Annotated in this window: 20 protein-coding genes; 13 read left to right on the top strand and 7 right to left on the bottom strand. The window is 58.9% G+C overall.

Annotated features, from left to right (window positions below):
• Positions 1-12: 12 nt before the first annotated feature.
• A complete protein-coding gene (gene tusA / locus BVK86_RS08585; protein WP_075946117.1) occupies positions 13-264 on the top strand; it encodes a sulfurtransferase TusA in 252 nt (83 codons plus the stop codon).
• Between the two features lie 43 nt (positions 265-307).
• Here tusA and BVK86_RS08580 read toward each other — a convergent pair whose 3' ends face one another.
• Positions 308-1,717: an MATE family efflux transporter gene (locus tag BVK86_RS08580; protein ID WP_075946116.1), complete on the bottom strand. Its 1,410-nt coding sequence runs from the start codon at positions 1,715-1,717 to the stop codon at positions 308-310.
• Between the two features lie 164 nt (positions 1,718-1,881).
• Between BVK86_RS08580 and pdxB the strand changes: the two genes are divergently transcribed.
• Complete coding sequence (pdxB, locus tag BVK86_RS08575; protein WP_075946009.1) at positions 1,882-3,024, top strand: 4-phosphoerythronate dehydrogenase PdxB; 1,143 nt, start codon at positions 1,882-1,884, stop codon at positions 3,022-3,024.
• Positions 3,025-3,117: 93 nt separating this feature from the next.
• Here the strand turns inward: pdxB and BVK86_RS08570 are convergent, their stop codons facing one another.
• A complete protein-coding gene (locus tag BVK86_RS08570; protein ID WP_075946008.1) occupies positions 3,118-3,297 on the bottom strand; it encodes a PA1571 family protein in 180 nt (59 codons plus the stop codon).
• Between the two features lie 251 nt (positions 3,298-3,548).
• Here BVK86_RS08570 and BVK86_RS08565 point away from each other — a divergent pair, with 251 nt between their 5' ends.
• On the top strand, positions 3,549-5,336 hold the full coding sequence (locus tag BVK86_RS08565) for an ABC transporter transmembrane domain-containing protein (RefSeq protein ID WP_162279040.1): 1,788 nt from the start codon (positions 3,549-3,551) through the stop codon (positions 5,334-5,336).
• 133 nt (positions 5,337-5,469) lie between these two features.
• On the opposite strand, the gene BVK86_RS08560 is transcribed toward BVK86_RS08565, so the two are convergent.
• Positions 5,470-7,398, bottom strand: coding sequence for a transglycosylase SLT domain-containing protein (locus tag BVK86_RS08560; RefSeq protein WP_075946006.1), 1,929 nt, complete (start codon positions 7,396-7,398; stop codon positions 5,470-5,472).
• Positions 7,399-7,611: 213 nt separating this feature from the next.
• Between BVK86_RS08560 and BVK86_RS08555 the strand changes: the two genes are divergently transcribed.
• Complete coding sequence (locus BVK86_RS08555; RefSeq protein WP_075946005.1) at positions 7,612-9,528, top strand: ATP-binding cassette domain-containing protein; 1,917 nt, start codon at positions 7,612-7,614, stop codon at positions 9,526-9,528.
• Between the two features lie 159 nt (positions 9,529-9,687).
• Here BVK86_RS08555 and BVK86_RS08550 read toward each other — a convergent pair whose 3' ends face one another.
• The gene (locus BVK86_RS08550) at positions 9,688-10,128 is read right to left on the bottom strand and encodes a universal stress protein (protein ID WP_075946004.1); all 441 of its coding nucleotides are present in this window, start codon (positions 10,126-10,128) and stop codon (positions 9,688-9,690) included.
• A gap of 104 nt (positions 10,129-10,232) precedes the next feature.
• Between BVK86_RS08550 and BVK86_RS08545 the strand changes: the two genes are divergently transcribed.
• The 7 genes from BVK86_RS08545 to BVK86_RS08515 all read left to right on the top strand — a co-directional run bounded on the left by BVK86_RS08545 (position 10,233) and on the right by BVK86_RS08515 (position 18,620).
• Positions 10,233-10,670 carry a hypothetical protein gene (locus BVK86_RS08545; RefSeq protein ID WP_075946003.1) on the top strand — a complete coding sequence of 146 codons (438 nt, stop codon included), beginning with the start codon at positions 10,233-10,235 and terminating at the stop codon, positions 10,668-10,670.
• Positions 10,671-11,194: 524 nt separating this feature from the next.
• Positions 11,195-13,342: a fatty acid oxidation complex subunit alpha FadB gene (gene fadB / locus BVK86_RS08540; RefSeq protein ID WP_075946002.1), complete on the top strand. Its 2,148-nt coding sequence runs from the start codon at positions 11,195-11,197 to the stop codon at positions 13,340-13,342.
• Positions 13,343-13,371: 29 nt separating this feature from the next.
• Complete coding sequence (gene fadA / locus BVK86_RS08535) at positions 13,372-14,547, top strand: acetyl-CoA C-acyltransferase FadA (RefSeq protein WP_075946001.1); 1,176 nt, start codon at positions 13,372-13,374, stop codon at positions 14,545-14,547.
• Positions 14,548-14,646: 99 nt separating this feature from the next.
• Complete coding sequence (locus tag BVK86_RS08530; RefSeq protein ID WP_075946000.1) at positions 14,647-14,883, top strand: DUF1653 domain-containing protein; 237 nt, start codon at positions 14,647-14,649, stop codon at positions 14,881-14,883.
• A 114-nt stretch (positions 14,884-14,997) separates the two neighbouring features.
• Positions 14,998-17,625, top strand: coding sequence for a type I DNA topoisomerase (topA, locus tag BVK86_RS08525; protein ID WP_075945999.1), 2,628 nt, complete (start codon positions 14,998-15,000; stop codon positions 17,623-17,625).
• A 142-nt stretch (positions 17,626-17,767) separates the two neighbouring features.
• The gene (locus tag BVK86_RS08520; protein ID WP_075945998.1) at positions 17,768-18,292 is read left to right on the top strand and encodes a DUF6586 family protein; all 525 of its coding nucleotides are present in this window, start codon (positions 17,768-17,770) and stop codon (positions 18,290-18,292) included.
• 94 nt (positions 18,293-18,386) lie between these two features.
• Complete coding sequence (locus BVK86_RS08515) at positions 18,387-18,620, top strand: hypothetical protein (protein ID WP_075945997.1); 234 nt, start codon at positions 18,387-18,389, stop codon at positions 18,618-18,620.
• Between the two features lie 92 nt (positions 18,621-18,712).
• Here BVK86_RS08515 and sulA read toward each other — a convergent pair whose 3' ends face one another.
• Both sulA and lexA read right to left on the bottom strand, forming a co-directional pair.
• Complete coding sequence (gene sulA, locus BVK86_RS08510) at positions 18,713-19,189, bottom strand: SOS-induced cell division inhibitor SulA (protein ID WP_075945996.1); 477 nt, start codon at positions 19,187-19,189, stop codon at positions 18,713-18,715.
• A gap of 10 nt (positions 19,190-19,199) precedes the next feature.
• Positions 19,200-19,808 (bottom strand): transcriptional repressor LexA, encoded by a 609-nt coding sequence (gene lexA / locus BVK86_RS08505; protein ID WP_056857020.1) that lies wholly within the window; start codon positions 19,806-19,808, stop codon positions 19,200-19,202.
• 229 nt (positions 19,809-20,037) lie between these two features.
• Between lexA and BVK86_RS08500 the strand changes: the two genes are divergently transcribed.
• Positions 20,038-20,745, top strand: coding sequence for a TetR/AcrR family transcriptional regulator (locus tag BVK86_RS08500; RefSeq protein WP_075945995.1), 708 nt, complete (start codon positions 20,038-20,040; stop codon positions 20,743-20,745).
• Positions 20,746-20,903: 158 nt separating this feature from the next.
• Positions 20,904-21,914: a beta-N-acetylhexosaminidase gene (nagZ, locus tag BVK86_RS08495; protein WP_075945994.1), complete on the top strand. Its 1,011-nt coding sequence runs from the start codon at positions 20,904-20,906 to the stop codon at positions 21,912-21,914.
• 128 nt (positions 21,915-22,042) lie between these two features.
• Here nagZ and BVK86_RS08490 read toward each other — a convergent pair whose 3' ends face one another.
• Positions 22,043-24,736, bottom strand: a complete 2,694-nt coding sequence (locus BVK86_RS08490) for a DEAD/DEAH box helicase (RefSeq protein WP_075945993.1) — start codon at positions 24,734-24,736, stop codon at positions 22,043-22,045.
• Between the last annotated feature and the right edge of the window lie 2 nt (positions 24,737-24,738).

The raw sequence follows: 24,738 nt of genomic DNA, 5'->3' as shown, positions 1-24,738 counted from the left end.
CAGGAGTTGATCATGAGTGAAATACTAGATACGCCGGTTGACGGCACCCTCGACGCCACCGGCCTCAACTGCCCGGAGCCGGTGATGATGTTGCACCAGCACATCCGTGACCTGACGCCTGGCGGTCTGCTCAAGGTGATTGCCACCGATCCGTCGACCCGTCGTGACATCCCCAAGTTCTGCGTGTTTCTCGACCACGAACTGGTAGCGCAGCACGAAAACGCGGGCACCTATCTGTACTGGATCCGCAAAAAATCCAATTAACAGAAAAAAAGACCTGCAAAAGCAGGTCTTTTTGTTTATGCAGTCAGCCCGCCGGGCGGCTTGGTCGAATCCGTTTGCGAGCACTACGGGTCAGTCGAATCGACAGCATCAGCGCCGCACAACTCAAGCCGGCGATCAAGCCTTCCCAGAGCCCGCTCGGGCCGCTGGCGGGGCCGAGCCAATCGGTCAGCCCCAGCACGTAACCGACCGGCAAGCCGATTCCCCAGTAAGCGAACAGCGTCAGGATCATCGTCACCCGCGTGTCCTGGTAACCACGCAGCGCTCCGGCGCAGATCACCTGGATGGCATCCGAGAACTGATACAGCGCGGCATAGACGATCAACATCGACGCAATCTGGATCACCGCCTTGTCGGGCGTATAGATCGAAGCGATCGGTTCGCGCAGGCACAGAATCAGCGTCGCCGAAAACGCGGCAAATACCAGGGCGGCACCGAGCCCGACTTTCGCGGCGAACCGCGCCTGCCAGGGATTGCCAGCGCCCAGTGCCTGGCCGACCCGAACCGTGACCGCCATGCCCAGCGAGTAAGGAATCATGAACAGCAGCGAGCTGATGTTCAGGGCGATTTGGTGGCCGGCGACCACGGTGGAGCCGAGGCTGCCGATCAGCAGGGCAATGACCGCAAAAATGCTGGACTCGGCGAAGACCGCGATACCAATCGGCAGGCCAATGCTGACCAAGCGCTTGATCACGGCCCATTGCGGGCGGTCGAAGCGCACCAGCACACGAGTACGCGCATAAAACGGCGCCCAGAAGGTCCAGGCGGCCATGCTCAACGCCATGAACCACATCACGATGCCGCTGGCCCAGCCGCAGCCGACGCCACCCAGGGCCGGAGCGCCGAAGTGACCATAGATCAGCGCATAGTTCAGCGGGATGTTCAGCAACAGGCCGCACAGGCCAATGACCATGCTCGGACGCGTCCGACCCATGCCATCGCTGTAGCAGCGCAGCACATAATAGAAGGCCATGCCCGGCAAGCCGAAAGCGATGCCGTGCAGGTAACCCATGCTCGGCTCGATCAATTGAGCATCGACTTTCATCCAGTGCAGGATCGGCTCGGCGGCAAGCAGCAGGCCACTGCCGATCAACCCGACACACAGTGCCAGCCATAACGCCTGGCGTACCAGCGGACCGATCTCGTCGAACTGCCCGGCGCCAAAGCGTTGTGCGACCTTGGGCGTGGTGGCCAGCAGAACGCCGGACATCAGCAGGTAGACCGGAATCCAGATCGAGTTGCCCAGCGCCACCGAGGCGAGGTCTCGCGGGCTGACGCGGCCGGCCATCACCGCATCGACAAAGCCCATGGCCGTGGTAGCCAACTGCGCGACCATGATTGGCACCGCCAGGCTGAGCAGGCCTTTGAACTCGATGCGTACGGGCGTCGTGCGCGCAGGCGCTGCGGCGGCGGTATTTTCAGTTACAGGATTCAATAGCAAAGCGTCCAAAAGGTTTTGTTGCACAGGCGCGCATTCTACGCGTTGACGCAGTGGTCAGGAAAAGACCCGTGTTAGCGTTTTGTAATCGACCCTCTGGCGTGTGCTAGGCGTTATGGGCCATCTCCGCCTACACTGCCGATCCGCCTAAGGAGCCTGCCATGCTGATTGTTGCCGACGAAAATATTCCCCTGCTTGATGCGTTCTTCGAAGGTTTCGGAGAAATCCGCCGGGTGCCGGGCCGATCCATCGACCGCGCCACCGTCGAACAGGCCGACGTATTGCTGGTGCGCTCGGTGACCAACGTCAACCGCGCGCTGCTCGAAGGCAGCAAGGTGCGCTTTGTTGGCACTTGCACCATCGGCACCGATCACCTGGATCTGGATTACTTTCAACAGGCCGGCATCACTTGGTCGAGTGCGCCGGGTTGCAATGCCCGTGGCGTAGTCGACTACGTGCTCGGCAGCCTCCTGACCCTGGCCGAAATCGAAGGGGTCGACCTGACGCGGCGCACATATGGCGTGGTCGGTGCCGGTGAAGTGGGCGGGCGACTGGTCAAGGTCCTGCAGGGGCTTGGCTGGAAAGTGCTGGTTTGCGACCCGCCCCGGCAAGCCGCTGAAACCGGCGATTACGTCAGCCTTGAAGACATCATCGAGCAGTGCGACGTGATCAGCCTGCACACGCCGCTGACCAAACAAGGCCCGCAGTCGACCTGGCATCTGTTTGATAGAAAACGCTTGAGCCAGCTCAAACCCGGCGCCTGGCTGATCAATGCCAGCCGCGGGCCGGTGGTCAATAACGCTGCATTGCGTGATGTGTTACTGGAGCGTGAAGACCTGCAGGCCGTGCTTGATGTCTGGGAAGGCGAGCCGGAAGTCGATGTAGCGCTGGCCGAACTCTGCGTATTGGCAACGCCGCACATTGCCGGCTACAGCCTCGACGGCAAACAACGCGGTACGGCGCAGATCTACCAGGCGTATTGCGAATTCCTCGGGCAACCGGCCACCGTCAGCTTGAGTGATTTGTTGCCGGCACCCTGGTTATCGCAAGTGACCTTGAGCGCTGAAAGCGATCCGGCCTGGGCACTGGCGATGGTGTGCCGAGGCGTGTACGACCCGCGCCGCGATGACGCGGACTTTCGCCGCAGTCTTGTAGGCAGTGTGAGCGAGCAGCGTGTGGCGTTTGATGTGCTGCGCAAGAATTACCCATCGCGGCGCGAGATCAATGGCTTGCAGGTGCGGATTGACGGTGATGCGCCGGCATTGCAACAGATTGTCGCAGCGTTGGGCGCGACACCCGTCTAAAGACCACTCGTGCGGCAGCTCCCACACAAAGCTGTTTGTGCGGGCATAAAAAACCCGGCCTGCAAGGGCCGGGTCAAGAAGACGGTGGCTATATCACTCTTGTTCGACAGGCTTGACCAATCGCTTCTCCAGTTCGCTGCAAGCTTTCTGGATCATGTCTTCAGTGATCGGTACTTCGCGGCCCTGTTCATCGATAATCGAGCAACCCAGAGACTGGTCTGGCTGTGTGCGGATCACTTGAATCTTGTCATCGCTGCTGTTTTGCAAGGACATGGCCTGTCTCCTCATCAGGTTGTGTACCCACTATAAAACCGCCAGGTGACCAGGCTATGACAACTCCCTGCGATCACTTCAGAACGGCAATATCAGTCCACCAGAAATACTCCGGCGTTGCCACCCGGACGTTAGACCGATAGCGTCTAGCGCCTAGTCTTGGTGGACATAATTAACCTGACTCATTGTGATTTACCAAGTTCCACCCCATTGATCGGTGTAGGTTGTCCTGATCCACTCTTCCGTCCTGGATGATGCCAATGCTCACTGTTCGACACCGCCGTGCCATTCGTCTGGCCAGCCGTTTCATTGCACCTTATCGCTGGCATGCGTTGGGTGCTTTGCTGGCGTTAATTGTCACGGCAGGCATCACCTTGTCCATGGGGCAGGGCATTCGAATGCTGGTGGATCAAGGCTTCATGACCCAGTCGCCGCATCTGCTCAACCAGTCCATCGGCGTTTTCATGTTGCTGGTGCTGGGATTGGCGCTCGGGACCTTCGCCCGGTTTTATCTGGTGTCGTGGATCGGCGAGCGCTGCGTCGCCGACATTCGCCGGCAGGTGTTCAACCATCTGATTTATCTGCATCCCGGGTTTTACGAAAACAACCGCAGCTCGGAAATCCAATCGCGGCTTACCGCCGATACCACCCTGCTGCAATCGGTGATCGGCTCTTCGCTCTCGTTGTTTTTACGCAATCTGTTGATGGTGATCGGCGGCATCGTCCTGTTGTTTATCACCAATCCCAAGCTCACCAGCATCGTCGTGGTCGCCTTGCCGTTGGTGATTGCGCCGATCCTGATTTTCGGCCGACGGGTGCGCAGCCTGTCACGCTTGAGTCAGGACCGGATCGCCGATATCGGCAGTTATGTCTCCGAGACCCTCGGCCAGATCAAAACCGTGCAGGCCTACAACCACCAGTCCCAGGACGAACGGCGGTTTGCCGTCACTGTGGAAGAAGCGTTCGACACCGCGCGTAAACGCATTTTCCAGCGGGCCTGGCTGATTACCCTGGTGATCGTGTTGGTGCTGGGTGCGGTAGGGGTCATGCTCTGGGTCGGTGGCATGGACGTGATTGCCGGGCGCATTTCGGCGGGTGAGCTGGCGGCATTCGTTTTTTACAGCCTGATCGTTGGCAGCGCGTTCGGCACCTTGAGCGAAGTGATCGGCGAATTGCAGCGCGCCGCCGGTGCAGCGGAACGGATCGCCGAGTTGCTGCGTTCAGAAAACATCATTCAACCACCTGCCACTGACGTAGTCGCCTTACCCGAACGAGTGAAGGGCGAACTGGTGCTTCAGGACGTGCGCTTTTCCTACCCGTCGCGTCCCGAAAGTTATGCCGTCGATGGCTTGAACCTGAGCATACGGCCTGGAGAAACCCTGGCCTTGGTCGGTCCCTCCGGGGCGGGCAAGTCGACGGTGTATGACCTGCTGCTGCGCTTCTACGACCCGGCCGAGGGGCGCATCCTGCTCGACGGCACGCCGTTGACCCAGCTCGATCCATTGGACCTGCGTCGTTGCTTCGCACTGGTCTCGCAGACCCCGGCGCTGTTTTTTGGCAGCATTGAAGAGAACATCCGCTACGGCAACCCGACGGCGACGCTTGCTGAAGTGCAGGAGGCGGCAAAAATCGCCTACGCCCACGACTTTATCGAAGCCATGCCCAACGGTTACCAGACGCACCTGGGCGATGGCGGCCTCGGTTTGTCCGGCGGCCAGCGCCAGCGCCTGGCCATCGCGAGGGCGTTGCTGGTGGATGCGCCGATCCTGTTGCTCGACGAAGCCACCAGCGCCCTCGATGCACAAAGCGAACATTTGATTCAACAAGCGCTGCCCAGCCTGATGAAAAACCGCACCACCCTGGTCATCGCCCATCGCCTGGCCACCGTGAAAAACGCCGACCGCATCGCGGTGATGGACCAAGGCAAACTGGTGGCGGTGGGCACGCATCAAGAACTCATCGCCAGCAATGCGCTGTATGCGCGGCTGGCGGCCTTGCAGTTCAGTGATGGCAACGCTGAGCTCAATCTTCACCTGTAGGCACTGTGCCAGGCTGCGATGTTTTGATCTAGTTTCAACAAAAATGCCCGCATCAATCGATGCGGGCATTTTGGTGTCTTGCAGACAAGTGCAGATCAAAAGATCGCAGTCTTCGGCAGTTCCTGGCGGGGCATCACTGGTCGTCGAAGTACCGTTCGTGCCAGTCCACGATTGGCTGCGGTGAGTTGAGTTTCTGGCCGTAGATCACCGAGTACGACAACACGTTTTGCACGTACTGGCGGGTTTCGTCGAACGGGATGCTTTCGACCCACACGTCGAAGCTCAGGTGGTCGGCGCCGCGCAGCCACTGACGCACACGGCCTGGGCCTGCGTTGTAGGCGGCGGAGGCGAGGACGCGGTTGCCGTTGAATTGGCTGTGCACCTGGCTCAGGTAGGCGGCGCCGAGCTGGATGTTCTTGTCCGGGTCGAACAATTGCTGCGGCGAGGCGTACGGGATGCTGAATTTGCGCGCGGTTTCCTTGGCCGTGGCGGGCATCAACTGCATCAGGCCTGAAGCGCCGACGCCCGAACGTGCATCGTCCATGAAGGCGCTTTCCTGCCGGGTAATGGCGAACACCCAGCTCGAATGCAAGCCACGATTCTTGGCTTCACGCACCAGTGCATTGCGGTGAGCCATCGGGAATCGAATGTCCAGGTCATCCCAGTACTGTGCCTGGCTGATCGTGCGGATCGCCGGGAAATACCATTTCAGGTCATAGGCCAGTTTCGCCTGGGCAACCATTTCATCACGGCTGAAGTGGCGACTGACGTGGTACCACTCGCGGCGCCCGTCGACGATTTGCCCGCGAGCGTGGAACTCCAGGGCGCGACGTATGCCGGGGGTATTGCGCACTTTATTGATCAAGGCCTGGCTCATCACCAGTGGTTTGTTGTTCAACGAATAGGGTGATTGCGACCGATCGGCGGCGAGAAATCCGTAGAAGTCACGCTCCCGGGCGAGGTTCTTGTAGAGGGTTTGCGGTTCTGGACTCTGTGGTTGCGCCAGTTCCAGGCTGCGGGCTTGCCAGTATCGCCAGCGATTGGTGGTAGCGAGATCCTGCGGCAGGCGTCGGGTCAACTGATAGGCGTCGTCCCAACGGGCCAGGCGAAGCAACAGGCGCATGCGCCATTCGGATACGGTATTGTCGCGCAACTCCGGATCATATTTGGTCATCATCTCCAATGCGCGACCGTCGAAACGTTTGGCGAGCGTCAATCCGATTTCTCTGGCAATCGCGACTTTTTCATCCCGCGAGAAGTGCATGCTGCTGGCATATCCGTCCAACAGGTTCATGGCCCTGTCAGGGTCCTGGCGGGCAAGGCGGCGCAGGCCGAGACTGACCACGTCGGACATCGGCTCATCGGCCGGGGTGAAGCGCGATGGCTGGTTTAACAGCTCCGGGTTCTGCGCCACATCCACCAGCAAGCGGCCACGAGGGGCAAGGGTGGTCAGGCCATTGACCAGGCTGTTGGCCAGTGGGTAGTTGCGCGCCTGGGCGGCGAGCTTGGTGCGCTCCCAGCGTTTTTGTTCGGTCAACTGGCCGTCGGCGGCCCACATGCCGAACAACGCGTCACAGGCCGCCGGTTGCGATTTGCCGGTCAGCCAGAGCTTGTTGGCGTTGGCGTAGCCTTCGGACTTGAGGTTGTGGCTGATCTGGTACTGCGCGTTCAGGCAGTCCAGTTCGGTGAAGTTGAGCTTGGGGTCGTAGTACTTGACGAAGGTCGCCCAGTCACCGCGATCGGCCAGCCAGCGCAACCAGCGCAGTTTCATCCAGTTGGCTTGCGGCAGGTCGCCATGCTCGGCGAGAAATTTTTCGATCTCGGCGTTGCTCGCGGTTTTCAGGCGCGCGGTCAGCTCGTCGTAGGCCAGGTAGGGTTCCAGCGGATAATCGGCCAAGGCCTGGCTGTAACGGAAATAAGGGCCGGTGTCGCCCTTGGCCAAGGCGCGTTTGGCTTCATCGTAATACTGGCGTTGGGTGGACAGGTCTACCGCCTGGGCGGATTGAACGGCAGCGGCAGACAGTAAAAAGCACGATAAAAAATTGAAAAGGCGACTGCGCATGAGACGTCCGGACAGAAAAACCATGACAAGTGCTGGCGATGCCGACACTGAATTATCTGTAGCTTAGCCTTTTGCCAGCAGCGGGTGAAAGCTTTGCGGACCTGTCTGCATCAGTTCGCAACATTTGTTGTGCAGAGTGCTTCGACAGTGAAATTGCCGGCCTTCTGAAGCCTTGATTCAGGTAGAATGCGCGCCCGGTTTTTGGAGAAGCTCATGACCCTGCTCAAATTCAGCGATGTGTCCCTTGCTTTCGGCGCTATGCCGTTGTTGGACAAGGTGTCCTGGCAGATCGCCCGTGGAGAGCGGGTGTGCATCATCGGCCGCAACGGCACTGGCAAATCCAGCATGATGAAGCTCGTCAAGGGCGACCAGAAGCCCGATGACGGCTCTGTTTGGCGCGCACCCGGCCTCAAGATTGGTGAATTGCCGCAAGAATTGCCGGTAGCCGACGAGCGGACCGTGTTCGACGTGGTGGCTGAAGGCCTTGACGGTGTGGGTGCCTTGCTCGCCGAGTATCACCACCTGAGCCAGAACATCGTCACCGACGCTGACCTGGACAAACTGATGCATGTCCAGCACGACCTCGAAGCCCGCGATGGCTGGCGTTTGCAGACGCTGGTCGACAGCACCCTGAGTCGCCTGCAATTGCCGGCAGACAAGACGCTGGCCGAATTGTCAGGTGGCTGGCGTCGCCGCGTACTGCTGGCCCAGGCCCTGGTTTCCGAGCCGGACCTGCTGCTGCTCGACGAACCGACCAACCATCTGGACATCGGTGCGATTGCCTGGCTTGAAGAAGCGCTGAAGGATTTCCAGGGCGCCGTGCTGTTCATCACGCACGACCGTTCTTTCCTGCAAAACCTCGCGACTCGCATCCTCGAACTGGATCGCGGTGGCTTGATCGACTGGAATGGCGACTACGCCAGTTTCCTGGTGCATAAAGAAGCCGAACTGGCTGCCGAGGCCACGGCCAATGCGCTGTTCGACAAACGTCTGGCCCAGGAAGAAGTGTGGATTCGCCAGGGCATCAAGGCTCGTCGCACCCGTAACGAAGGCCGTGTGCGAGCCTTGAAAGCCTTGCGTGTCGAGCGTAGCGAACGGCGCGAGCGTACCGGCAAGGCCAACATCCAGCTGGAAACCGCCGATAAATCCGGCAAGCAGGTGATGGTGCTCGAGAACGTGAGCTTTGCTCACCCGGGCGGGCCGTTCCTGATCAAGGATTTCTCCATGGTGCTGCAGCGTGGCGACCGCATCGGTCTGCTCGGCGCCAACGGCACCGGCAAGACCACGCTGCTCAAACTGATGCTCAGCGGTCTGCAACCGACCAGCGGCAAAGTGGAGGAGGGCACGAAGATCGACGTCGCCTACTTCGATCAGTTGCGTCATCAGCTGGATCTGGAAAAAACCGTGATCGATAACGTCGCTGAGGGGCGCGACTTCATCGACATCGACGGCCAGAGCCGCCACGTGCTGAGCTACCTCGGCGACTTCCTGTTCAGCCCGCAGCGTGCCCGCACGCCGGTCAAGGCGCTGTCCGGTGGTGAGCGTGCCCGTCTGTTGCTGGCCAAACTGTTCAGCAAACCGGCGAACCTGCTGGTCCTCGACGAACCGACCAACGACCTCGACGTCGAAACCCTCGAGTTGCTGGAAGAGGTCTTGCTGACCTTCAACGGCACCGTACTGATGGTCAGCCACGACCGGGCATTCCTCGACAACGTGGTGACCAGCACCCTGGTCTTCGAAGGCGAAGGCAAGGTTCGCGAGTATGTCGGTGGTTATCAGGACTGGCTCCGTCAGGGCGGCTCGCCGCGTCTGCTGGGCGTGACCGAAAGCAAGTCTGGCAAGGCCGACCTTAACTCCGCAGTGGTCAAGGCTGAGCCTGCGCCAGTGGCGGCAGCGGTCGAGGCGCCAGCGAAGAAAAAGCTCAGCTACAAGTTGCAGCGCGAGCTGGAAGCGTTACCGGGCCAGATCGAAGCCATGGAGCAGCAGATCGCCGCTGTGCAAGCTCAGATGGCGGATGCGGGTTTCTACCTGCGCCCTGCGGCTGAAACCGCAGCCGTGATTGCTCAGCTGTCGCAGTTGCAGGCTGAGCTCGACGTGATGGTCGAGCGTTGGGCTGAACTGGATGCTTGATTGATCCTGTAATAAAAAAGCCCGGCGCTCAGAGATGAACGCCGGGCTTTTCATAGGGAATGCGGTCCTTTGCAGGCGCTGGTTTGTTGGCAATGGCATCGCCGCGGTGCAGTTTGTGTCGTCCGCATCGCCAGCAAGCCGGCTCCTGCAGGGGGCGCTTCAGCTTTTGCTTTGCAGTCGCACCGCCAGCACATCGCAAGGTGCGCCGTGCAGCACGTCATTGGCAGTGGACCCCAGCAGTAGCGCCAGGCCGTGTCGGCCATGGCTGCCTACCACGATCAGATCGCATTGCTGTTCCTTGGCGAAATGATGGATCTCCTGGCGTGGCTGGCCATAAGTCAGTTGGCAGTTGGCACCTTCGAGTTCGGAGTATTTGCGTTTCAAATGCTCAAGGCGCTCCTTGGCCTGATCGAACTGCTGTTGTTGCAGTTGTGACAGATCCATCGGCACATCGCCGCCGAAGGCCATGGCCATGGGTTCGACGATGTGAACCAGGGACAACTTCGCACCGTTGCTCACCGACAGCTCGCGAGCGCGATGGATTACAGGGTCGCACTCTTCGGTTAGATCTACAGCGACCAGAATATGGTGGTAGGGCATGAGGTGCTCCTCCTGAGGGATGCAATATTGGTAAGTATGGCTGGTTTCAAGCGCATTGGTTCCAAAGTCATTCAATGCGCTCATTCAAAATCGGGAGTACAGATATGACGGTCTGGATAGTGGTGTCAATCCTGTTGGTGGTGCTCAGTCCACTGGCATGGTTGCGTCCCTCGCGTCATCAGAGCGGCCGGATGGCTCTGCGCATGGAGGCGCGGCGCATGGGCCTGGCCATGCAACTGGCGCCTCAGGAGTGGCCGCACTGGCTCGGTCAGGAACCGCCAAACCCGTGCGCCCAGTACCATCGACCGCGGCGCGGCAGTCAGCTGGCATGCTGGAGTTATTGGCAGAAGGCGCCAGGTGTATGGGTGAATCAATGGCAGGAGGTCTGCGAGGAACCGGCGCTGCTGATTCATTTCGAAAAGTTGCCGGACAACGTCTACAAGGTTGAAGCCGACAAGCAGATGATTACCTTGTACTGGGGCGAGAAAGGCGAAGCCGAGGTTCTGCAGCACATCGACGCCACCCTCAAAGCTCTCGCCTGAGATACAGACCTCCCGCAGGTCTTAATTCCCAGGCAATAAAAAGCCCGACATCAAGCATCGGGCGGGGTTGGCCAGGCAGGCCGGTAACTCGGTTTGGGCAGATCTTACGCTGGGTGTTCACCGCAGCGTTCAAAAATTTTTCTCTCGAGTCCCGCCAGCGTAGCTTGTTAAACAAAGACTGCAGGGAATTAGGGCGACTTTTCTAATGATTGATTCTATGAATGGCAGCACATGCACCCGCGTGTTAGAGATCTTCGTCATACGGAAATGACTGCAAAGTCGCGTTTCAACCCGCATTTTGGGCGATTGACAATTGTCGGAAATTCCGTGAAGGTGGCATACCCAAATCAAACGGGCGTATGAATTGAGCGTTTGTATTTCAGACCGCTCCTACAGAATCCCGACTATCGCGTTGGCGGGTGTGCCGGGGGAATGGGCGTAGCATCGACGTTTAACGTCCCTGCCGAGCCATTCGCCTGCGTCCGACGTGTACTGTTCAGCTTCCATATCGTGGAGATCAGTTGATGATTTACGAAGGTAAAGCCATCACGGTTAAGGCTCTTGAAAGTGGCATTGTCGAACTGAAGTTCGACCTCAAGGGTGAGTCCGTCAACAAGTTCAACCGTCTAACCCTGAACGAACTGCGTCAGGCCGTAGACACCATCAAGGCAGATGCTTCGATCAAGGGTGTGATCGTCAGCAGTGGCAAAGACGTGTTCATCGTCGGCGCCGACATCACCGAATTTGTCGACAACTTCAAGCTGCCGGATGCAGAGCTTGTTGCAGGCAACCTCGAAGCCAACAAGATTTTCAGCGATTTCGAAGACCTCAGCGTCCCGACAGTTGTTGCCATCAACGGCATCGCGTTGGGTGGTGGTCTGGAAATGTGCCTGGCGGCGGACTACCGCGTCATGTCCACCAAGGCCAAGATCGGTCTGCCGGAAGTCAAGCTGGGTATCTACCCGGGCTTCGGCGGTACCGTACGCCTGCCGCGCCTGATCGGTGCCGACAACGCCATCGAATGGATCGCCTCCGGCAAGGAAAACCGTCCTGAAGACGCGCTGAAAGTCGGCGCCGTCGATGCTGTGGTTGCTCCTGAGAAGCTGCAGGAAGCTGCCCTCGAAATGATCAAGCGCGCCATCTCCGGCGAGTTCGACTACAAGGCCAAGCGTCAGCCGAAGCTTGAAAAACTCAAGCTGAACGCTATCGAACAAATGATGGCTTTCGAAACCGCCAAAGGTTTCGTGGCTGGCCAGGCTGGCCCGAACTACCCGGCGCCGGTGGAAGCGATCAAGACCATCCAGAAAGCCGCGAACTTCGGTCGCGACAAGGCGCTGGAAGTCGAAGCGGCAGGTTTCGTCAAACTGGCCAAGACCTCTGCCGCGCAGAGCTTGATCGGTCTGTTCCTGAACGATCAGGAGCTGAAGAAAAAGGCCAAGGCCTACGACGAAATCGCCAAGGACGTGAAGCAGGCCGCCGTATTGGGCGCCGGCATCATGGGTGGCGGCATCGCCTATCAGTCGGCGTCCAAAGGCACGCCGATCCTGATGAAGGACATCAACGAAGCCGGTATCGAACAGGGCCTGGCCGAAGCTGCCAAGCTGCTGGTTGGCCGCGTTGATAAAGGCCGCATGACCGCCGCGAAAATGGCTGAAGTGCTCAACGGCATCCGCCCAACCCTGTCTTACGGCGACTTCGGTCACGTGGACCTGGTGGTGGAAGCAGTTGTCGAGAACCCGAAGGTCAAGCAAGCCGTACTGGCAGAAGTTGAAGACAAGGTCAAAGAGGACACCATCCTCGCCTCGAACACCTCGACCATTTCCATCACCTTGCTGGCCAAAGCCCTCAAGCGTCCGGAAAACTTCGTCGGCATGCACTTCTTCAACCCGGTGCACATGATGCCGCTGGTTGAAGTGATCCGTGGCGAGAAGTCCAGCGAGCTGGCTGTTGCCACCACCGTTGCCTACGCCAAGAAAATGGGCAAGAACCCGATCGTCGTCAACGACTGCCCGGGCTTCCTGGTCAACCGCGTGCTGTTCCCGTACTTCGGTGGTTTCGCCAAGCTGGTCAGCGCCGGTGTGGACTTCGTCCGAATCGACAAGATCATGGAAAAATTCGGCTGGCCTATGGGCCCGGCGTACCTGATGGACGTGGTCGGCATCGACACCGGTCACCACGGTCGTGACGTGATGGCTGAGGGCTTCCCGGACCGCATGAAAGACGACCGCCGTTCGGCCGTTGACGTGCTCTACGAAGCCAAGCGGCTGGGCCAGAAGAATGGCAAGGGCTTCTACGCCTATGAGACCGACAAGAAAGGCAAGCAGAAGAAGGTTGCCGATCCATCGGTACTGGAAGTTCTCAAGCCAATCGTGTTCGAGCAGCGCGAAGTCACCGACGAAGACATCATCAACTGGATGATGATCCCGCTGTGCCTGGAAACCGTGCGTTGCCTGGAAGACGGTATCGTCGAAACCGCCGCCGAAGCCGACATGGGGCTGGTCTACGGTATTGGTTTCCCTCCATTCCGTGGCGGTGCGCTGCGCTACATCGACTCGATCGGTGTGGCAGAGTTCGTTGCCCTGGCTGACCAGTACGCTGATTTGGGCGCGCTGTACCACCCGACCGCGAAGCTGCGCGAAATGGCCAAAAACGGCCAGAGCTTCTTCGGTTAAGCGCCCCCAACTAGAGTGAGAGTGAACTTATGAGCTTGAATCCTAGAGACGTCGTGATTGTCGACTTCGGTCGTACTCCGATGGGCCGCTCCAAGGGCGGCATGCACCGCAACACCCGCGCCGAAGACATGTCGGCGCACCTGATCAGCAAACTGCTGGAACGTAACGTCAAGGTTGACCCGAGCGAAGTCGAAGACGTGATCTGGGGCTGTGTGAACCAGACCCTGGAGCAGGGCTGGAACATCGCGCGCATGGCGTCGCTGATGACCCAGATCCCGCACACTTCCGCCGGCCAGACCGTCAGCCGCCTGTGTGGCTCCTCCATGAGTGCGCTGCACACTGCTGCGCAAGCGATCATGACTGGCAACGGTGACGTGTTCGTCGTCGGCGGCGTCGAGCACATGGGCCATGTGAGCATGATGCACGGTGTCGATCCGAACCCGCACATGTCGCTGTACGCGGCGAAAGCCTCGGGCATGATGGGCCTGACCGCTGAAATGCTGGGCAAAATGCACGGCATCACTCGCGAGCAACAGGACGCTTTCGGCGTGCGCTCCCACCAACTCGCCCACAAGGCGACCATGGAGGGTAAGTTCAAAGACGAAATTATCCCGATGCAGGGCTATGACGAGAACGGTTTCCTGAAAACCTTCGACTACGACGAGACCATTCGTCCGGAAACGACCCTGGAAAGCCTGGCGGCTCTGAAGCCAGCGTTCAATCCGAAGGGCGGCACCGTGACAGCCGGTACTTCGTCGCAAATCACCGATGGTGCTTCGTGCATGATCGTGATGTCGGCGCAACGTGCACAGGACCTGGGTATTCAGCCTTTGGCGGTGATCCGCTCGATGGCAGTGGCAGGTGTGGACCCGGCGATCATGGGCTATGGTCCAGTACCGGCCACACAAAAAGCACTGAAGCGCGCGGGCCTGGGCATCAACGATATCGACTTCTTCGAGCTCAACGAAGCTTTCGCCGCACAGGCCTTGCCAGTGCTGAAAGATCTGAAAGTGCTCGACAAGATGAACGAGAAGGTTAACCTGCACGGCGGCGCGATCGCCCTGGGTCACCCGTTCGGTTGCTCTGGTGCGCGTATCTCCGGCACTTTGCTGAACGTGATGAAGCAAAATGGCGGCAACCTCGGGGTAGCCACCATGTGCATTGGTCTCGGCCAAGGCATCTCCACCGTCTTCGAACGCGTTTAAGCGTCTCGTTGATGGAAGCCGGGGCCAAGTGCCCCGGTTTTTGTTTTTCCGGATTTATTTTTGTTTTTATTTTGAAAAAATTTGAGTGAGGGCCAAAGCATGCCGATACAACCTGGGCTCTACCAACATTATAAAGGTCCGCAATACCGCGTTTTCAGTGTTGCGCGGCATTCGGAAACCGAAGAAGAAGTGGTCTTCTACCAAGCCCTGTATGGCGATTACGGCTTTTGGGTGCGTCCCTTGAGCATGTTCCTGGAGTCCGTCGAGGTTGACGGCGAACAGGTGCCACGCTTTGCTTTGGTGCAGGTCGAAGAAAGCCTTTTTACCAAGCCATAAGCTGAGTTCGCGCAAAACCCTGCGCTTGACCTCACCTTGTTGCCACTATATATAGCGGTGCCGCGTCAGGCGCCAACCGCCTTTCACTTCTCGAATTCAGGAATTTTCCGATCCATGGGCAAATCGCTGGTCATTGTGGAATCCCCGGCTAAGGCCAAGACCATCAACAAGTATTTGGGCAACGAATACGTGGTGAAGTCGAGTATCGGCCATATCCGAGACCTGCCCACCAGCGGTTCGGCTAGCGCCAGCAAAGAACCAGCTGCCAAGCGCGGCAAGGCTGTTGCGGGCGAAGCGCCGGCCTTGTCGCCGAAAGAAAAGGCGCGCAAGCAGCTGGTAGCCCGCATGGGGGTCGATCCCGATCATGGCTGGAAAGCCAAGTACGAGATCCTTCCGGGCAAGGAAAAGGTCATCGAAGAGCTGCGCCGGCTCGCCAAGGATGCTGACACCATCTATCTCGCAACCGACTTGGATCGCGAGGGGGAAGCCATTGCCTGGCACCTGCGCGAAGCCATCGGTGGTGACGACACCCGCTACAAGCGCGTGGTGTTCAACGAAATTACCAAGAAGGCGATTCAGGAAGCTTTCTCCAAGCCGGGCGAGCTGGATATCGACCGCGTCAATGCGCAACAGGCGCGACGCTTCCTCGACCGCGTCGTGGGCTACATGGTGTCGCCGCTGCTGTGGGCCAAGATCGCCCGTGGCCTGTCCGCCGGTCGCGTACAGTCGGTTGCAGTGAAGCTGGTGGTTGAGCGTGAGCGCGAAATCCGCGCGTTCATCCCGGAAGAGTACTGGGAAGTTCACGCCGACCTCGGCACAGCCAAAGGCGCCAGCGTACGTTTCGACGTCGCTCGCGAGAAAGGCGAAGCCTTCAAGCCGCTCAACGAAGCCCAGGCAATGGCCGCGCTGGAGAAGCTCAAGGCTTCCAGTTACAGCATCGTCAAGCGCGAAGACAAGCCGACCAGCAGCAAGCCGTCGGCGCCGTTCATCACGTCCACCCTGCAGCAGGCCGCGAGTAACCGCCTGGGCTTCGGTGTGAAGAAAACCATGATGATGGCCCAGCGTCTGTACGAAGCCGGCTACATCACTTACATGCGTACTGACTCCACCAACTTGTCGACCGATGCCGTGGCGATGGCGCGGACCTACATTGAAAGCGAGTTCGGCAAGAAGTACCTGCCGGAAACCCCGAACGTCTATAGCAGCAAGGAAGGCGCACAAGAGGCTCACGAAGCGATTCGTCCGTCTGACGCCAACACTGAGCCAAGCAAGCTGTCGGGCATGGAACGTGACGCTGAGCGCCTCTACGAGCTGATCTGGCGCCAGTTCCTCGCTTGCCAGATGCTGCCAGCGCAGTACCTGTCGACCACCGTGACTGTCGGGGCCGGCGACTTCGAGCTGCGCGCCAAGGGCCGCATCCTCAAGTTCGACGGTTACACCCGTGTCATGCCGCAAATCGCCAAGCCAGGCGATGACGAAGTACTGCCGGACATGGCCCAGGGCGACGTGATGAAGCTGATCAAGCTTGATCCGACCCAGCACTTCACCAAGCCTCCGGCGCGTTACTCGGAAGCCAGCCTGGTAAAAGAAATGGAAAAACGCGGCATCGGTCGTCCTTCGACCTACGCTGCGATCATTTCGACCATTCAGGACCGCGGTTACGTAGCGTTGCACAACCGTCGTTTCTACTCGGAAAAGATGGGTGACATCGTTACCGAGCGTCTGGCCGAAAGCTTCTCCAACCTGATGGACTACGGGTTCACCGCGGGCATGGAAGAGCATCTCGATGACGTGGCCCAGGGCGAGCGCGACTGGAAAAACGTGCTCGATGAGTTCTACGGCGACTTCAAGAAAAAACTCGAAGTAGCCGAAAGTCCGGAAAACGGCATGCGCGCCAACCAGCCGGTCATGACTGACATTCCGTGCACGACCTGCGGCCGCCCCATGCAGATCCGCACCGCGTCGACTGGCGTGTTCCTCGGTTGCTCGGGCTACAGCCTGCCGCCGAAAGAACGCTGCAAGGCCACCGTCAACCTGGTGCCGGGCGATGAGATCGCTGCGGACGATGAGGGTGAGTCGGAATCGTTGGTACTGCGTGGCAAGCATCGCTGCCCAATCTGCAGTACCGCCATGGATGCCTACCTGCTCGATGAGAAGCGCAAGCTGCACATCTGCGGTAACAACCCGGATTGCGATGGCTACGAAATCGAAGAAGGCAGCTATCGCATCAAGGGCTACGAAGGACCTAGCCTGGAATGCGACAAGTGCGGCAGCGAGATGCAGCTCAAGACCGGCCGTTTTGGCAAGTTCTTCGGTTGCACCAATCCGACCTGCAAGAACACCCGCAAACTGCTGAAGAGCGGTGATGCGGCGCCGCCGAAGATGGATCCGGTCAAGATGCCTGAGCTGAAATGCGAAAAGGTCAACGACACCTACATCCTGCGCGACGGTGCTTCCGGGTTGTTCCTGGCCGCCAGCCAGTTCCCGAAAAACCGCGAGACCCGTGCTCCATTGGTGCTGGAGATCATCCCGCACAAGGATGAAATCGATCCGAAGTACCACTTCCTTTGTGAGGCGCCGAAGAAAGATCCGGATGGCCTGCCAGCCGTGATTCGCTACAGCCGCAAGACCAAGCAACAGTACGTCCAGACTGAAGTCGACGGTAAGCCGACAGGCTGGAAGGCTTTCTACGACGGCGGTAAGTGGAAGGTCGAAGACAAGCGACCAGCCGCGAAAGCATAAAGTGTTGCGGTACTGAAAAGGCCGCATGACAACCCTCGGGTTTTCATGCGGCCTTTTTGTTTTGTGCTTGCGGTCAGCTTGGGTGATCCACGACACTGTCCGACCTGCATCAAGCACATATTTCGTTGTGGAGGCTGCCGTCATGGCCCACGAACTCTATACCCGCACCAACCAGAAAATTTACTTCGCCGGCCTGTCGCTGGAAGCTCTCGCCAAGGCCGAAGAGGGGCGGGCGATGAATTCCCTGGCGCTGATTCAGGCGGGTCGCGAATCAGCGTTGTTTCACCTGTACGGGGCGCTGTTGGGGCTGTGCCATGAGATAGCCGGTTTTTACCGTTTGCCTCAGGCCAATGCATCCCGTGCCGAGTCTTTGCTGACCCGCGAAGTACTGGACAGTATTGCTATCCCCGAAATGGCCGAGATGGTTGAGCTGGCCAACAACCCGGAAACCTGGTTGGCCAAGCTGTTGGCAGCCCACGCGGCGCTGTTTCAGCCACCAAGGGCGCCGCACAAGCCTAAAGGCGATGTGACGCAGCCTTTGATCCTGGCTGTGAACCTCGACGAAGAGGAGGCGCCTGAAGAGCTGAGTCGTGAGGAGCTGGAGAGCTGGCGTCAGAATCTGAAGGGGTTGGCGATCCGTTTTCGCGAAGGCCTGAACGAGTGCTGAAAGAAACAGTTTTGGGGCGGCATCTGGTCAAGATCCCGAGCGAAGCCTGGCCGATGCCTATATAATCCCCGCCTTTCGTGGAGAACAGACCTTTATGCCAACGTCCTTTCTAGAAATTGTCGAGTTACCAGACGGCCGTATCGAGCTGCGAAGGGCTGAGGACGAGGGTTCTCTGGTTACTTTGGATTTCTCCGCGGACGCCAAAGCCTTTCTGCAAGGTCAGCACGTAGAAGTCGCCAAGGCGATGCTGAGTGTCGGCGTGCAGATGGCTGGACGCCTGGTTGAAGGTGAACTCGACAAGGAAGAGGGGTCGCGGGTCCTTCATTGATCCCGTCTGTCGGTTTTTTCTGATATCGATTCATTTCGGCTTCTCTGTCCTTGGAGAAGCCCGACACGACTTAAATGTGCGCGACTTGCATGTTAGCCCAACCGAATATTCAGGCTTTGCGCGTCCCCGGTTCGGGCGGCGCTGATCAGCTGTTGGCGCGACGTTGTGCTCAGTGGGTTCAGCCAGCTGACAACCGTGTGGCTGCGACCCAGGCGAAGGGCCTCGCATGTCAGTTGCTGGGCACTCTGTGTGCCGCGTGGTTGCAGCAGCAGGATGCGTTCGCGATTGAGTCCTGCGTCACGTAGCCAGGCCTGAGTCAGGCTGGCAGGTGGGGCGATCAACGTCAGCCAGCGGGCATCCTGATCCTGACTCAATTCCCTGAGAATTGGTGCCAGAAGGTTCAGGCAGTTCCCGGCTGCACCACGCAGAGACAATTCACTGAAGACTTCAGGTTCGGCGCTCCACGGCGACTCGACCACTTCCTTCAGAATTGGCGCAAGCGGTTGCGCCATGAACGCTTCGAACAGCAGAGGCAGTTGGGCTTGCTGGGATGTGTGTGGGAACTGCATAGAGCCTCCTTTAGCGGCGAATGACGCCGACACTCAAGCCTTCGATCACCAGTTCCTGATCTTTAAGGTTCACTTCGATAGGGGCAAATTCAGGGTTTTCTGCGATCAGCCAGACCTTGCTGCCATCGCGCTTGAAGCGCTTGACGGTCACTTCGTCACCGATCCGTGCTACCACGATCTGGCCGTTGCGGGCTTCGCGAGTGGTGTGGACCGCCAGCAGGTCGCCGTCGAAAATACCGACGTCTTTCATGCTCATGCCATGAACCCGCAGCAGATAATCGGCGCGAGGGTGGAAGAACGCCGGGTTGATGTTGCAGGATTCTTCGACATGTTGCTGGGCAAGGATGGGCGCGCCAGCGGCGACCCGGCCAATGATTGGCAGGGTGGAGTCGTCGGCCTTGGCTTCAAATCCGGGGATGCGGATTCCGCGGGAGGCACCGGGGGTCATCTCGATGGCGCCTTTGCGAGCCAGCGCCTTGAGGTGTTCTTCCGCCGCGTTGGGCGATTTGAAACCCAGCTCCTGAGCGATTTCCGCGCGGGTCGGCGGGTAGCCGTTGTCTTCCAGGCAGCGTTTGATGAAGGCCAGAATCTCGGCTTGGCGTGGCGTCAGCTTTAGCATATTGATCGCTCTGTCTTTTTATACAGTGACTGGGATTATATACAGTGAAACGCTCTTGGCAATGCCCCTTTTTTTGCAGGCCGCCAGACGGTCGATCAGCCCGTTGATTGAAGCTTTGCTGTTGTATGGTTAAATGTCTGACCGACCATTCCCAAAACGAACTCCCAGGCTTGACAAGGCACAGGCTGAAACGTATGTTTCAAACAAGTGTTTGTCAGGCGGAGTAGCCATGGCCCAGTCGGAAACCGTTGAACGCATTCTCGATGCTGCCGAGCAGTTGTTCGCGGAAAAAGGTTTCGCTGAAACCTCGTTGCGTCTGATCACCAGCAAGGCCGGTGTCAATCTGGCGGCGGTGAACTATCACTTCGGGTCGAAAAAAGCGCTGATTCAGGCAGTCTTCTCGCGATTCCTCGGGCCGTTCTGCATCAGTCTTGATAAAGAGCTCGAGCGTCGTCAGGCCAAGCCTGAAAACAAACCGACGCTTGAAGAGTTGCTGGAAATCCTGGTAGAGCAAGCCCTGGTGGTCCAGCCACGCAGTGGTAACGATCTGTCCATTTTCATGCGGTTGCTCGGTCTGGCATTCAGTCAGAGCCAGGGGCATTTGCGGCGTTATCTGGAAGATATGTACGGTAAGGTGTTTCGCCGTTACATGATGCTGGTCAATGAAGCTGCGCCGCGCATTCCGCCAATCGAGTTGTTCTGGCGTGTGCACTTCATGCTGGGGGCCGCTGCGTTCAGCATGTCCGGGATCAAGGCCTTGCGCGCCATTGCCGAGACCGATTTCGGCGTGAACACCTCCATCGAGCAGGTCATGCGTCTGATGGTGCCGTTCCTGGCCGCTGGCATGCGCGCCGAATCCGGTGTCACCGACACCGCGATGGCCACCGCACAATTGCGTCCACGCAGCAAATCGACACAGGTTGCCGCCAAGGTTTAACCGCTCACGGGTGGGCGACGCAGCTTACATCCGCTAAGCTAGCCGCCCATGCCGACTCTCGTTCTGAACCCGCTCCCCAGTAATGTCGCCGAACTACCGGGCACTGCCCACGGTGGCGATTTGGCGCGAGCCGGGTTTATCGTTATCAAGGAATCTCTATGACTGCTGGCCTGCAAGGCTCGTTGATGGTGGACGTCGCCGGTACCTGGCTGACGGCTGAAGATCGCCAATTGTTGCGTCAGCCCGAAGTGGGCGGCCTGATCATTTTTGCCCGCAACATCGAGCACCCGCGTCAGGTGCGGGAGCTGAGCGCATCGATTCGTGCCATTCGCCCCGATCTGCTGCTGGCGGTGGATCAGGAGGGCGGGCGGGTTCAGCGGCTGCGTCAGGGATTTATCCGGTTGCCCGCCATGCGTGCGATTGCCGATAACCCGAATGCCGAATACCTGGCTGAGCAGTGCGGCTGGATCATGGCCACCGAGGTGCTGGCGGTTGGCCTGGACCTGAGCTTTGCGCCGGTGCTGGACCTCGATTACCAGCGCAGCGCGGTGGTCGGTACTCGCTCCTTCGAAGGCGACCCGCAGCGTGCTGCGTTGCTGGCTGGCGCATTCATTCGCGGCATGAACAACGCTGGCATGGCGGCCACAGGCAAACATTTCCCCGGTCATGGTTGGGCTGAGGCGGATTCTCACGTCGCGATCCCGAACGACGAGCGTAGCCTCGACGAAATCCGTGCCAATGACCTGGTGCCGTTCGCCAGGTTGAGCAAGCAACTGGCCGCTGTCATGCCAGCCCATGTGATTTACCCGCAAGTCGATTCCCAGCCTGCCGGCTTCTCTCGCCGCTGGTTGCAGGACATTCTGCGTGGTGAGTTGCAGTTCGACGGTGTGATTTTCAGCGATGACCTGTCCATGGCTGGCGCTCATGTCGTTGGCGATGCCGCCAGTCGTATCGAAGCGGCGCTGACGGCGGGTTGCGACATGGGCCTGGTGTGCAACGATCGTGCTGCCGCCGAGCTGGCCCTGAGTGCCGCGCAACGTCTGAAGGTCAAGCCTTCAGCGCGTATCGCGCGGATGCGTGGTCAGTCGTTTGCCAGCACCGACTACCGTCAGGATCCACGTTGGTTGGCTGCGGTCGGTGCGTTGAAAGAGGCTCAGCTGATTGATTGAGTAGACCCCGTTGCGAGCAGCCTCGCTCCTACAATTTGATGGGTGTTCAGCCTCAAGAACCAGGCCGACACAACACCACTGTAGGATCGAGCCTGCTCGCGATAATGTCGGTTCAGACGCAAAGGCTCTCAGCGCTTTTCAAGTTTGTCCGGCAACGGCGCAAACAACGCCTCGATATCATCGTTTTGCAGTTTCCAGTCCCCGGCCTGACGGCCATCCAGTACGCCCGCTGCCAGATCGGATTTTTCCTTCTGCAGATGCTGAATTTTCTCTTCCACCGTGCCGCGCGCAATCAGCTTGTAGACGAACACCGGCTTTTCCTGGCCGATGCGATACGCACGGTCCGTCGCCTGATTTTCCGTAGCCGGATTCCACCATGGGTCGTAGTGAATCACGGTGTCTGCTTCTGTCAGGTTCAGGCCAACACCACCTGCCTTCAAACTGATCAGAAAAATCTGACGCTTGCCGCTTTGAAAGTCTTTCACGGGCGTTCGTCGGTCGCGGGTCTGACCGGTCAACAATGCGTAAGCCACCCCGCGTTTTTTCAGTTCGTCTTCGATGAGCGACAACATGGAGGTGAACTGCGAGAACAGCAAAATCCTTCGGCCTTCCTCAAACAACTCTTCGAGCATCTCCATCAGGCTGTCTAGCTTGCCTGACGTACTACCGCGCGCCGGTAGGGTTGCGTCATTGACCAGACGCAAATCACAGCACACCTGACGCAACTTCAACAGCGCCTCAAGAATAATGATCTGACTGCGGGCCACGCCTTTGCGGGTGATCTCGTCGCGGACTTTCTTGTCCATGGCCAGGCGCATGGTTTCGTACATGTCGCGCTGGGCTTCGTTGAGCTCGACCCAGTGGATGATTTCGGTTTTCGGCGGCAGTTCGGTGGCCACCTGCTCCTTGGTTCGGCGTAACAGGAACGGTTTGATCCGGCCGTTGAGGTGCTGAAGCCTCACTTCGCTGGTGCGCTTTTCAATCGGCACGCGGTAATCACGATTGAAGCTTTTCACATCGCCGAGCCAGCCCGGCAGCAGGAAGTGAAACAGCGACCACAGCTCACCCAAGTGGTTTTCCAGAGGCGTGCCGCTCAAGCACAAGCGCTGGCGGGCGTTCAGTTCCCGGGCGGCCTGTGCGGCCTTGCTGTTCGGGTTCTTGATGTATTGCGCTTCATCCAGCACCAATACATGCAGCGGCTGGGAGGCCAGACGTTCGACATCCTTGGGCAGCAGTGCATAGGTGGTCAGGATGAGGTCGTAATCCGCCAGGTGCTCGAAATGTTTTTTACGACTGGCGCCGTACAGTGCCAATACTTTGAGCTGCGGCGTGAAGTGCGCCGCTTCGTCGAGCCAGTTGGGGATCAGGCTGGTCGGCATCACCACCATGCAAGGGCGGTCGAGGCGGCCGGCAATTTTCTCGGTGAGTATATGCGCCAGGGTTTGCAGGGTTTTTCCCAGGCCCATGTCGTCCGCGAGAATCCCGCCAACCTCCAGCTGCCGCAGCGATTGCATCCAGCTCAAGCCCTCGAGCTGATAGGGTCGCAACGTTGCGTTCAGGCCTTGCGGCGCCGTCGCGGTGTAATCCTTGATGTCGCGCAGGCGCTGGGCAAAGGTGCGGATTTGCTCGCCCCCCTCCCAGAGCAGGGGCAGGTCTTCCAGTGGATTCAGGCGCGTGGCATCCGCCTTGCTCAAGCGTAAGGTGGTTTCGCCTGGCTCCTGCAGATAGAACTCGCCCAGCGTTGCCAGCACCGGTTTCAAGCGGCCGAAGGGCAGGGCCACTTGCAGGGGGCCGTATTCGGAGTTCGGTCGGTTTGGGATGTTCACCAGGATCAGTTCGTCGTCGCGACGTCGGGCCAGCCGTTCCGGATTGAGGAGTTCGGTGTGCGAGCGCATCAGGTTCAGCAGGATCGGTAGCAGGCTCAGTCGCTCGCCGTTGACGATGATTCCCAGTTCCAGGTCGAACCAGTCGCGCTCGGGTGCTTGTTCTACCGTGGCGTACCAATCGTCCACTGCCGTCAGGTCGAAGCCGAAGTCCTCATTGATCTGCAGCTCCCAGCCTTGAGTCCGGAGCTTGGGCAATTCGTTTAGGGTGAAGGTCAGCCAGGCGCTGTCATTGACCATCTCGAACAATTCCCCGGCGCTTTCCGGCAGGGCCTTGCTCTGGCGGGTGGCGATTTTGAAACCGAGGATTCGTAACTGTTCGCGGTAGGACTGTTCCACTTCCGGGTGACGTTTTATCCGTAAGGTCTGTGTTTCCTGGCGGATCAGGATGTCAGTGTTTTTTTGCCCGGAAACGTATTCGTCCAGATACCTGAAGGACAGCGCAGCCCGGTGCTGGATGTAGCGCTGCATGCGTCCATTGCGCGGCTCGAACGCACTGAACTCGATGCTCGCCAGCCACAGGCGCGGCACGGGTTGCACGTTGTCCACCATGACTTGCGGTGGTGCCTTGGGACTGCGGTTCTCCAGCACGGCCTGGAGCTTTTCCAGCAGTTCGGCGTCTTTGGCAGCGGCGGGGTAGTCGAGGGTTTCCTGCACTTGCAGCAGTACCGCTGCGCAGTGTTTGCAGTTGCTGTGAACCGGACAGGAGCAGAGGGCATCAACCATCAGCAGGGTGCCTTTGGCTGACTCGCGCAAGCGAATGGTCTGACGGTAAACATTACCGCCAGAGCCTTCGCAGGCCGCGATGATGGTGGCGTCGCCGGCCTCGACGATCCTGACGCGGTTCTCCAGTGCGTAGCGCCGGCCACGCTCCAGGCTCTGTTCCTTGAATCGGCTGACCCAGGAAGGTGCCAGGGGTTTGCTCAGGGTCGCGGACATGG

It is taken from the genome of Pseudomonas reinekei, from assembly GCF_001945365.1.
Lineage (GTDB): Bacteria > Pseudomonadota > Gammaproteobacteria > Pseudomonadales > Pseudomonadaceae > Aquipseudomonas > Aquipseudomonas reinekei.
This window is presented reverse-complemented; position numbering and strand designations above follow the sequence as displayed.